This is a genomic window from Aeromicrobium sp., from assembly GCF_025965075.1.
GTDB lineage: Bacteria > Actinomycetota > Actinomycetes > Propionibacteriales > Nocardioidaceae > Aeromicrobium.
Map to the genome: position 1 here is coordinate 1 of NZ_JAOPXQ010000050.1, position 10,565 is coordinate 10,565.

The 10,565-nt window shown below is 69.1% G+C and carries 9 protein-coding genes; 7 read left to right on the forward strand and 2 right to left on the reverse strand.

The features are described from left to right. Positions 1 to 37: 37 nt before the first annotated feature. On the forward strand, positions 38 to 1,705 hold the full coding sequence (gene ilvD / locus JWQ91_RS03330) for a dihydroxy-acid dehydratase (protein ID WP_297780830.1): 1,668 nt from the start codon (positions 38 to 40) through the stop codon (positions 1,703 to 1,705). 14 nt (positions 1,706 to 1,719) lie between these two features. Further along, a complete protein-coding gene (locus JWQ91_RS03335) occupies positions 1,720 to 2,391 on the forward strand; it encodes a hypothetical protein (protein ID WP_297780813.1) in 672 nt (223 codons plus the stop codon). Between the two features lie 62 nt (positions 2,392 to 2,453). On the opposite strand, the gene JWQ91_RS03340 is transcribed toward JWQ91_RS03335, so the two are convergent. Beyond that, entirely contained in the window at positions 2,454 to 4,550 is a 2,097-nt protein-coding gene (locus tag JWQ91_RS03340) for an acyltransferase family protein (RefSeq protein WP_297780816.1), read from the reverse strand. A gap of 122 nt (positions 4,551 to 4,672) precedes the next feature. On the opposite strand from JWQ91_RS03340, the gene JWQ91_RS03345 reads away from it, so the two are divergent. Next, positions 4,673 to 6,115, forward strand: coding sequence for an SDR family NAD(P)-dependent oxidoreductase (locus tag JWQ91_RS03345; protein WP_297780818.1), 1,443 nt, complete (start codon positions 4,673 to 4,675; stop codon positions 6,113 to 6,115). Then, the gene (locus tag JWQ91_RS03350; protein ID WP_297780821.1) at positions 6,109 to 6,735 is read left to right on the forward strand and encodes a maleylpyruvate isomerase N-terminal domain-containing protein; all 627 of its coding nucleotides are present in this window, start codon (positions 6,109 to 6,111) and stop codon (positions 6,733 to 6,735) included. The genes JWQ91_RS03345 and JWQ91_RS03350 overlap by 7 nt, the downstream gene beginning before the upstream one ends. A 56-nt stretch (positions 6,736 to 6,791) precedes the next feature. Here the strand turns inward: JWQ91_RS03350 and JWQ91_RS03355 are convergent, their stop codons facing one another. After that, on the reverse strand, positions 6,792 to 7,109 hold the full coding sequence (locus JWQ91_RS03355; protein ID WP_297780822.1) for a hypothetical protein: 318 nt from the start codon (positions 7,107 to 7,109) through the stop codon (positions 6,792 to 6,794). A gap of 225 nt (positions 7,110 to 7,334) precedes the next feature. On the opposite strand from JWQ91_RS03355, the gene JWQ91_RS03360 reads away from it, so the two are divergent. The 3 genes from JWQ91_RS03360 to ilvC all read left to right on the forward strand — a co-directional run. Then, on the forward strand, positions 7,335 to 9,197 hold the full coding sequence (locus tag JWQ91_RS03360) for an acetolactate synthase large subunit (protein WP_297780833.1): 1,863 nt from the start codon (positions 7,335 to 7,337) through the stop codon (positions 9,195 to 9,197). Between the two features lie 63 nt (positions 9,198 to 9,260). Next, positions 9,261 to 9,791 (forward strand): acetolactate synthase small subunit, encoded by a 531-nt coding sequence (gene ilvN, locus JWQ91_RS03365; protein WP_297780824.1) that lies wholly within the window; start codon positions 9,261 to 9,263, stop codon positions 9,789 to 9,791. Between the two features lie 20 nt (positions 9,792 to 9,811). Beyond that, the coding region (ilvC, locus tag JWQ91_RS03370; protein WP_297780827.1) for a ketol-acid reductoisomerase at positions 9,812 to 10,565 on the forward strand (754 nt) is incomplete at its 3' end.

Genomic DNA, 10,565 nt, shown 5'->3' on the forward strand with positions numbered 1-10,565 from the left:
GACAGACACCCAGGAGAAGCCGACCACCACTGGCAATGTGGACATCAAACCCCGGTCCCGGGTCGTCACCGACGGCCTCGAGGCGACAGCCTCCCGCGGCATGCTCCGGGCGGTCGGCATGGGCGACGACGACTGGGTCAAGCCGCAGATCGGGGTGGCCAGCTCGTGGAACGAGATCACCCCCTGCAACCTCTCGCTCGACCGGTTGGCCAAGGCGGTCAAGGACGGCGTGCACGCCGGTGGGGGCTACCCGCTCGAGTTCGGCACCATCTCGGTCTCCGACGGCATCTCGATGGGCCACGAGGGCATGCACTTCTCGCTGGTGTCTCGCGAGATCATCGCCGACTCGGTCGAGACCGTGATGAGCGCCGAGCGGCTCGACGGGTCGGTGCTGCTCGCGGGATGCGACAAGTCGCTTCCCGGGATGCTGATGGCCGCGGCACGCCTCGACCTCGCCAGCGTGTTCGTCTACGCCGGATCGATCATGCCCGGCAACGTCGACGGCAAGGACGTCACGATCATCGACGCGTTCGAGGCCGTCGGCGCGTGCCTGAAGGGCCTGATCTCCCGCGAGCAGGTCGACAAGATCGAGCGCGCGATCTGCCCGGGTGAGGGCGCCTGCGGCGGCATGTACACCGCCAACACGATGGCCTCGGCCGCCGAGGCGCTCGGCATGAGCCTGCCCGGGTCGTCCGCGCCGCCGGCGATCGACAGCCGCCGCGACGAGTACGCCATCAAGTCCGGCGAGGCTGTCGTCGAGCTCCTCCGCCAGGGCATCACGGCGCGCGACATCATGACCAAGCCCGCGTTCGAGAACGCCATCGCGCTGGTCATGGCGCTGGGCGGCTCCACCAACGCCGTGCTGCACCTGCTGGCCATCGCCCGCGAGGCCGAGGTCGACCTGACCCTCGAGGACTTCAACCGCATCGGCGACAAGGTCCCGCACCTCGGTGACCTCAAGCCGTTCGGCCGCTACGTCATGAACGACGTCGACAAGGTCGGCGGCATCCCGGTCATCATGAAGGCCCTGCTCGACGCCGGCCTGATGAACGGCGACTGCCTCACCGTCACCGGCAAGACCATGGCCGAGAACCTCGCGCACATCGAGCCCAAGGTCGACGGCGACGTCATCCGGGCGCTGGACAAGCCGATCCACAAGACCGGCGGGCTGACGATCCTGCGCGGCTCGCTTGCGCCCGACGGTGCCGTCGTCAAGAGCGCGGGCTTCGACTCCGACGTCTTCCGCGGCACCGCCCGGGTGTTCGACGGGGAGCGCAAGGCGATGGACGCGCTCGAGGACGGCACGATCACCGCCGGTGACGTCGTCGTCATCCGCTACGAAGGTCCCAAGGGCGGCCCGGGCATGCGTGAGATGCTCGCGATCACCGGGGCGATCAAGGGCGCGGGCCTCGGCAAGGACGTGCTGCTGATGACCGACGGCCGCTTCTCCGGCGGCACGACCGGACTGTGCGTCGGCCATGTCGCCCCCGAGGCGGTCGACGGCGGTCCGATCGCGTTCGTCCGCGACGGCGACCCGATCGTGCTCGACATGGCCAACCGGACCCTCGAGGTCGAGGTCGACGCCGACGAGCTCGAGGCCCGCAAGGTCGGTTGGGAGCCCAACCCGCCGAAGTACACCAAGGGCGTCCTGGCCAAGTACGCCAAGCTCGTCAGCTCGGCCGCCGACGGCGCCGTCTGCGGCTGAAGCGGGACATCGGCATGAGCGGCCGCTTCGCCACGAAGTGGGACGTCCTCTTCGGCTCGGTCCTGATCGGGGTCGACCGCACGACGGGGGTCTTCTCGGGCACCGAGTCGACCCCCGGCCAGCAGATGGTGGCGGTGTGGTCGGAGGAGGCGATCGCCACCGACGCGCTTCACGTCGAGTCGTGGGAGCTGCGGCGCATCGCGGTGCGTGAGCTGCTGACCCTGCTCCCGCCGGGCATCGGCTTCGTGATCGACCCGGAGCACGCGTCGGGCATGACGGCGACGGCGTCCTACGTCGCCAACCTCAAGCGGTACGTCCCCGCGTTCCCCGTCGGCTCCGAGGTGCGGCTGGCGGCGTGGGACGGGCTGCCGGAAGCCGTCCGGGCCGCGGTCGTCCAGGCGTCGTCGCACGATGACACCGTCCGTGAGCTGCACGCGTTCAGCTACACGGTCGACGACAGCCCGCCGCTGGGCTGCCTGGTGTACGTCGCGGTGCCCGGTGCCGACGCGACCGGTGTCCCCGGGCGGATCGACGCGGCGGTCACGGCCTCGGCCGACGTCGCCGCGCTGGGAGTCGCGACCGTCCACGTCCTCACCCTGGACGAGGTGCCCGAGGAGGTCCGCGCGGCGCTGGGCGACCGGTTCGTGATCCACCGGCCACGGCGCTCGAGGCTCTGGCGCCGCTGAACCCGCGGCAGGGCGGGGCCACGGGTCAGGGAGAATCTGCGGCAGGCGTCGTCGCCCGCAGGCTAGCGATGCAGCAGGCCGTCACGGACAAGCTCGCGCTTGATGATGGGAGCCAGCGTGCGAGAGTACGTCGCGGTGAGGTGGTTGAAGTCGGCGTACACAGTGACTCCGCCGATGACGACAGGGCAGGTGTTGGCACCGCAGTAGAACGGTGTCAGGTCGATGACGCGTCCGCCCGGCGACTTCGCGGCAGCAGCTGTGAACGGGTCCGAGTCCAACAGAACCTGTGAGCGATTCGCAGCACAGGCGTCAACCTCGTCGCGTCGAGCTCTCTCCAGGCACTCGTTGATCTTCGGACTCATCTCGGGGATGTCGGTGATCGCAACCACCGGGATTCCCAGGTCTGTGACTGTCTTCCACGCCCTGACCAGCCCACCGGCCTTCTCGTCCAGGGTGCCCTCGAGCTTGGAGGCACGACCGGTGGTGACGATGAAGTCGTACCGGCCCGGGTCATCGGTCAGCAGGGCCGGCAGCTTCTCCTTGAACGAGTTGCACTCAGCGACGTACTTGGTGCGTCCGGGCGCGTCGGCGCTCCAGAGGCAACCGCTCTGGAAGTAGCCGTCGTAGGCCAGGTCACCTTGTTCGGCAAGCGCCGTCAGTGCGGAGCTCAGCATGCGCGCGTGAGAGTCCCCGATCAGGGCCACCTTCGGAACGGAGGGGTCGCTCCAGTTGCCCGTTGCGCAAGGCACGACCGGCTCACCCGCGGGGCGGCTAGCGCACGCGAGGTTGTCTGGACGGTCACTCTCGGCGAACCGTGGGTCAGGCAGGAGGACCCGGTCGAGATCAGGGTTCGAGCAGGGGGCTTCAGCATCCACGGATGCGGCTCCGAAGCATCGGGGGGTCCTTTCGGCGATGTTTCTCGCGATGGTCAGTGCGCGGTCCTCGGCCTTCTCCTGTCCGAGTCGAATCGCTGCGCTCGGCGCCACCAAGGCGACGGCGCCGAGCAGCGCGAAGGTCAGGCTCACGGCGGGTACCCGAATTCGCATGGCCCGGCCGGTGCGGATCGGGTTCTCGACGAGAAAGGTCGATGCTGTGGCCAGGATGAACGCCAGGGCGAGGATGCCGGCGAGGGCGCGGTTGTCGTTCGGGTGCCCCTGCGCGTACGGCAACAGGATGATGAGCGGCCAGTGCCACAGATAGAGCGCGTACGAGATTTCGCCTGTGAACTGCACGGCACGTCGATCGAGGACCGCCAGCGGTGCCCACCACTGGGTCGGGCCCCCCGCCGCGAGGAAGGCGGTTGCTGCCACGACCACGACGATGGCGCCGGTGCCGGGCATCGGGGTGGCGCCGTCGAACACGAAGCCGGCGCCAATCATGACGGTGATCGCGGCCCACGACGCGACCGCGCGGCGGGCGGTGGGAACACGTGACAGTGCAGTCGTCGGCACGAAGGCGAGCATCGCGCCGAAGCCGAACTCCCACGCACGGGTCGGCGTGATGAAGTACGCGCGAGCCGAGTCGGCCGAGGTGAGATGGAGCGAGTAGACCAGGCTCCCGCAGACCACGGCTCCGAGGACGGCAGCGATGGCAACGCGCCTGCGCGCGCCGAAGCGTGAGGCGATGAAGAGGCCGAGCAGCATGAGCAGTGGCCAACCCAGGTAGAACTGCTCCTCGGCTGACAACGTCCAGTAGTGCTGCACAGGCGAGGCGGCGTTGGACTCGGCGAGATAGTCGACAGCGTCGTGGGCGAGCGACCAGTTCTCGTAGTAGAGGGTCGAGGCGATGATCTCGTTGAAGAACTGTGGCCAGCGGAGCCGCGGGACCCAGACGTAGATACCGATCGCCGTTGCGGCCAGCACCAGGTAGGCGCCTGGCAGCAGTCGGCGTGCGCGGCGTGCCCAGAATCGGGCCAGATCTACCCGGCCCGTGGCATCGACCTCTCGCAGGAGGTGCGACGTGATCAGGAAGCCGGAGATCACGAAGAAGATGTCGACCCCGATGTACCCGCCACTGAAGGTGCTCGGCCACAGGTGGTACAGCACCACGAGCAGGACAGCGATTGTGCGCAAACCTTGGATCTCGGGACGCTTCGGAGCGTCTAACGCGGAGGCGAGGGCCGTGCGTGGTGTCTCCGGGCGTGTGGCTGACGCTGTCATGCGAGAGATCCTGTCACGCAAGATTCGCGACCACCACGTGGTTCACCGCCCACGGCGCTCGAGGCTCTGGCGCCGCTGAACCCGCGGCAGGGCGGGGGCCACGGGTCAGGGAGAATGGGGGCATGTCCTCCCATCCCCGTGCCGGCTTCGACGACGACGAGCTGGCGATCGCCCTGAAGGTCCTCGGGCAGGCGCAGTTCCTCGAGGACGAGGACGAGGCCTACGTGGCCCTGCGGCACGCCTGCGGCAAGTTCTACAAGGACGTCAAGAAGCAGCGCCGGCTCGCCAAGCGGGCCGAGGTCGCCGCCGCCGACCGTGCCGTGGTCGAGACGACCGCGACCGGATCGGCCACCCGCATCGATGACGAGACCGAGGGCATCCCGCTGGTCTCCGCCGCCGTGGGTGCCTCGGCGGGCACCCTGCTGGTCGCCCGGCCGTGCTACATCTGCAAGCAGAAGTACACCGTCGTCGATGCGTTCTACCACCAGCTCTGCCCCGACTGCGCCGCCCTCAACCGGGCCCGGCGGGACGCCCGCACCGACCTGACCGGCAAGCGCGCGCTGCTGACCGGTGGCCGTGCCAAGATCGGGATGTACATCGCGTTGCGGCTGCTCCGCGACGGCGCCCACACGACCATCACGACCCGGTTCCCGCACGACGCGGTCCGCCGCTTCACCGCGATGCCCGACAGCGGCGACTGGATCCACCGGCTCCGCATCGTCGGCATCGACCTGCGCGACCCGGCCCAGGTCGTCGGGCTGGCCGACTCCGTCGCCGAGCAGGGACCGCTCGACATCCTGATCAACAACGCGGCGCAGACCGTGCGACGTACCCCCGGCGCGTACGCCCCGCTGGCCGACGCCGAGTCCGCCCCGCTGCCCGAGGGCCCGCTGCCCGAGCTGCTGACCTTCGGCCACACCAGCGACGCGCACCCCGCCGCGCTGGTCGGCTCGGTCGCGGCCCACCCCGTGCTGGCCGGCGACTCGCATACCGCCGAGGAGCTGACCAGCCTGGCCCTCAGCGCCGGGTCGGCCGACCTGTCGCGCATCGACGCCGGGGGACTCGTGCCCGACACCGTCGACGTCAACAGCTGGACCCAGCGGGTGCACGAGGTCGATGCGCTGGAGCTGCTCGAGGTCCAGCTGTGCAACACGACCGCACCGTTCATCCTCGTCAGCCGGTTGCGGCCCTCGATGGCGGCGGCAGACGCGCGTCGGACGTACGTCGTCAACGTCTCGGCGATGGAGGGCCAGTTCAGCCGCCGCTACAAGGGCCCCGGGCACCCCCACACCAACATGGCCAAGGCCGCGCTCAACATGCTGACCCGCACCAGCGCGGGGGAGATGCTCGAGCAGGACGGCATCCTCATGACTGCCGTCGACACGGGCTGGATCACCGACGAGCGGCCGCACCCGACCAAGGTGCGGCTGGCCGAGGAGGGGTTCAAGGCGCCGCTCGACCTGGTCGACGGGGCCGCCCGCGTCTACGACCCGATCGTCCGCGGCGAGGCCGGCGAGGACGTCCACGGCGTCTTCCTCAAGGACTACGCGCCCTCGCCGTGGTGACCGGCCGGGACCTGCTCCGTGAGCAGTGGGACGCGCTGCGGGCGTGGATCGAGGAGTCCGGGGTGCTCGACCACCGCACCGAGCCGAGCGTGCTCGAGGCCTGGAACGTGCACGAGCTCGTCACGCACGTGGGTCGGTCCTTCCTCGCGCTGACGGTGCTGGGCCCCGAGACGCGCACCGCTCCGCTCGCGCTGGGGGACTACGTCGCCGGCTACGGCGCCTCGGCGCAGGAGATCGCGGACGGCACCAAGCAGCTCGCCCGGTCGTTCGAGGCCGACCTGCTCGGCGGCATCGACAACTGCGCGCGGCTCGGCTTCCGTACGCTCGACCGGCTGCGCAGCGACGTCGTGAGCACCCCGCGGGGGGCGCTGCGGCTCGACGACTTCGTCGCGACCCGGGTCATCGAGCTCGTGGTCCACGGGGACGACCTGGGCCGGTCAGTTCCGGTCGTCGCGCCCCCACCGTTGCTCGCGGGCACCGTCGAGCTGGTGCGTGAGGTGCTGGCGACCGCGTACACCGACACGGTCGGCCGGCCTCCACAGGTCGACGACGAGCTGACCTGGATCCGGCTCGCGACCGGCAGGCTGCCGAGCGACGATCCCGCCCTGCCGCTGCTCTGACCCGGACGCACGACGGCCCGGCGGAGCAGCGCTCCACCGGGCCGTCGACGGGCTGACTACTTCGTGACGCAGGTACCGAACTTGCTCGACAGGCCCGTCAGGGCCTTCTCGTCGGCCTTGCTGCCCTTGAAGTCCTTGTCGCTCTCGACGATCGCGGTCAGCGCCTTGTCCGACACCTTCGAGTCGACGAGCACCGTGGCGACGCAGTCGGCGGCGGCCTTCGGGATCGCGGAGCCGAAGACGCTGTCCTTCTTCGTGATCGCGGTCTTGACCTCGGCCTTGGTCGGACGGTCGTCGCCGTCGCCGCCGCCGCCGCAGGCAGAGGTGAGGGCGAGAGCCGCCACGATCATGGCAGCGCTGATGGTGTTCTTCATGTGTCCCCCTGAGAGTGTGGCCCGCGACGTACGTGGCAGGCTGGCATGGTCATCCTGTCAGGCGCCGGTGCGCTTTGTCAGATCGTCGAAGGTCCACATGGTGGTACGAAATGTCTCACGGCTTGATAATTGCTCGGAGCGGGACGAGACTTGTCCCGTGCAGATTCGGACTCTTGTAGTAGATGATTGACGCGACGGCCCCTGCAGGCCCCGCGTCTCCCTCGATTGCCCTCGGGCCGGGGGATTTTTTTATGCGAACAGGCCGGTCGCGACCGGCACACGAAGCAACGAACAGTTAGGTACGAACTCATGACCGAGCAGCTCTCGGAGCACATGACCGGGGCGCAGAGCCTCGTGCGCGCACTGGAGCACGCCGGGGTGGACACCATCTTCGGCATCCCCGGCGGCGCGATCCTCCCCGCGTACGACCCGCTCTTCGACTCCGAGCAGATCCGTCACATCCTCGTCCGGCACGAGCAGGGCGCCGGGCACGCGGCCCAGGGCTACGCGCAGGTCACCGGCAAGGTCGGCGTCTGCATGGCGACCTCGGGCCCCGGCGCGACCAACCTCGTGACGGCGATCGCCGACGCGTTCATGGACTCGGTCCCGATCGTCGCCATCACGGGCCAGGTCGCGACCCACCTGATCGGCACCGATGGCTTCCAGGAGGCCGACATCCGCGGCATCACGATGCCGATCACCAAGCACAGCTACCTCGTGACCGACGCCGCCGACATCCCGCGCGTCATCGCCGAGGCATTCCACATCGCCGGCACGGGTCGTCCCGGCCCGGTCCTGGTGGACATCGCGAAGGACGCGCTGCAGGCCATGACGCCGTTCCGGTGGCCGACCGAGCTGGCGCTGCCGGGCTACCGCCCCACGACACGTCCGCACGGCAAGCAGGTCCGCGAGGCGGCGCGCCTCATCGCCGCCGCCGAGCGCCCCGTCCTGTACGTCGGTGGTGGCGTCATCAAGGCGGAGGCCGCGGCCGAGCTCAAGGTCCTCGCCGAGCTGACCCAGATCCCGGTCGTCACGACGCTCATGGCGCGTGGCGCGTTCCCCGACTCGCACGAGCTGCACCTGGGCATGCCGGGCATGCACGGCACCGTCGCGGCGGTCGCGGCGCTGCAGAAGAGCGATCTGCTGATCTCGCTCGGCGCGCGCTTCGATGACCGCGTGACGGGTCACCTGGCGTCGTTCGCGCCGCTGGCCAAGGTCATCCACGCCGACATCGACCCGGCCGAGATCTCCAAGAACCGCACCGCCGACGTCCCGATCGTGGGCGACTGCCGCGAGGTCATCGCGGACCTCATCACGATGTTGCAGAAGCAGGCGTCCGAGGACGGCGTCCAGGGCGACTTCGCGCCGTGGAGGACCCAGATGCTGGGCATCAAGGCGAAGTTCCCGGTCGGCTACGAGAAGCCGTCCGAGGGGCTCGCCCCGCAGACCGTCATCGAGCGGCTCAGTGCGATCGCGGGGCCCTCGGCGACGTACGTCGCCGGAGTCGGCCAGCATCAGATGTGGGCCGCGCACTACGTCGACTACGAGCGTCCGCGCCAGTGGCTCAACTCCGGCGGCGCCGGCACGATGGGCTACGCCGTGCCCGCCGCGATGGGTGCACAGGTCGGCCTGCCCGGCCAGGTCGTGTGGGCCATCGACGGCGACGGCTGCTTCCAGATGACCAACCAGGAGCTGGCGACCTGCGCGATCGAGGGCATCCCGATCAAGGTCGCGGTCATCAACAACTCGTCGCTCGGCATGGTCCGGCAGTGGCAGACGCTGCTCTACAACGAGCGCTACTCCAACACCGACCTCAACACCGGCCCGGAGTCGATCGGCGCCCGCCGGATACCCGACTTCGTCAAGCTCGCCGACGCGTACGGCTGCGTCGGGCTGCGCTGTGACAACGAGGCGGACCTCGACGCGACGATCGAGAAGGCCATGGCGATCACCGACCGCCCCGTGGTCATCGACTTCGTGGTCGAGCGCGACGCGATGGTGTGGCCCATGGTCCACGGCGGCGCCAGCAACGACGACATCCAGATCGCGCGAGATCTCGCGCCCGAGTGGGACGACGAGGACCTCTGACATGTTCCGTCGAATCACGTCACCGCATGTCTGCAACTGTCACTCCGAGCAGGAAGTTTCACCGTGACCTCTCATACTTTGTCGGTTCTCGTGGAGAACACCCCGGGCGTCCTGGCCCGGGTCTCCAGCCTGTTCATGCGCCGCGGCTTCAACATCGACTCGCTGGCGGTCGGCCCGACCGAGATCCCCGAGATCTCGCGGATGACGATCGTCGTCAACGTCGACGAGCTGCCGCTGGAGCAGGTCACCAAGCAGCTCAACAAGCTCGTCAACGTCCTCAAGATCGTCGAGCTCGACTCGAGCAGCGCCGTCGAGCGCGAGCTCATGCTGATCAAGGTCAAGACCGATCCCCAGACCCGCGGACAGGTGCTGGAGACCGTCAATCTGTTCAGGGCTAAAGTGGTTGACGTTGCCACCGATGCCGTGACGATCGAGGCAACCGGAGACGCGGGCAAGCTGACCGCGATGCTGAACGTCCTCGAGCCGTTCGGGATCCGTGAGATCGCCCAGTCCGGACGCGTGGCCATCGGCCGCGGGCCCCGCTCCATCACCGACCGCACCCTTCGCGCCGTCCCCGGCACGCAGGCAAGCTGAATTCCAAGGAGAACCATCCCGTGGCTGAACTGTTCTACGACGACGACGCTGACCTGAGCATCATCCAAGGCCGCCATGTGGCGGTCATCGGCTACGGAAGCCAGGGGCACGCTCACGCGCTCAACCTGCGCGACTCCGGTGTCGACGTGCGTGTCGGCCTGCCCGAGGGCTCCAAGAGCCGCGCCAAGGCCGAGGCCGAGGGCCTGCGGGTCCGCTCGGTCGCCGAGGCGGTCGAGGAGGCCGACGTCGTCGTCATCCTGGCGCCCGACCAGGTCCAGCGACACGTCTACGCCGACTCGATCGAGCCCAACCTGGTCGACGGTGACGCGCTGATCTTCGGTCACGGCTTCAACATCCGCTACGGCTACATCACGCCGCCGGCCGGCGTCGACGTCGTGCTCGTCGCGCCCAAGGCGCCGGGTCACACCGTGCGTCGCGAGTTCGTCGACGGTCGCGGCATCCCCGACATCATCGCGGTCGAGCAGGACGCCAGCGGCAAGGCGTGGGACCTCGCGCTGTCGTACGCCAAGGCGATCGGCGGCACCCGCGCCGGCGTCATCAAGACGACGTTCACCGAGGAGACCGAGACCGACCTGTTCGGCGAGCAGGCCGTCCTGTGCGGTGGCATGTCGCACCTGGTCCAGGCCGGGTTCGAGACGCTGACCGAGGCCGGCTACCAGCCCGAGATCGCCTACTTCGAGGTGCTGCACGAGCTCAAGCTCATCGTCGACCTCATGTGGGAGGGCGGCATCGCCAAGCAGCGCTGGAGCATCT

Excerpts from the sequence above, each read along its gene's own strand:
- JWQ91_RS03355 (WP_297780822.1), bottom strand. The coding sequence starts at position 7,109 with ATGAAGAACACCATCAGCGCTGCCATGATCGTGGCGGCTCTCGCCCTC.
- JWQ91_RS03335 (WP_297780813.1), top strand. The coding sequence starts at position 1,720 with ATGAGCGGCCGCTTCGCCACGAAGTGGGACGTCCTCTTCGGCTCGGTC.
- JWQ91_RS03340 (WP_297780816.1), bottom strand. The coding sequence starts at position 4,550 with ATGACAGCGTCAGCCACACGCCCGGAGACACCACGCACGGCCCTCGCC.
- JWQ91_RS03345 (WP_297780818.1), top strand. The coding sequence starts at position 4,673 with ATGTCCTCCCATCCCCGTGCCGGCTTCGACGACGACGAGCTGGCGATC.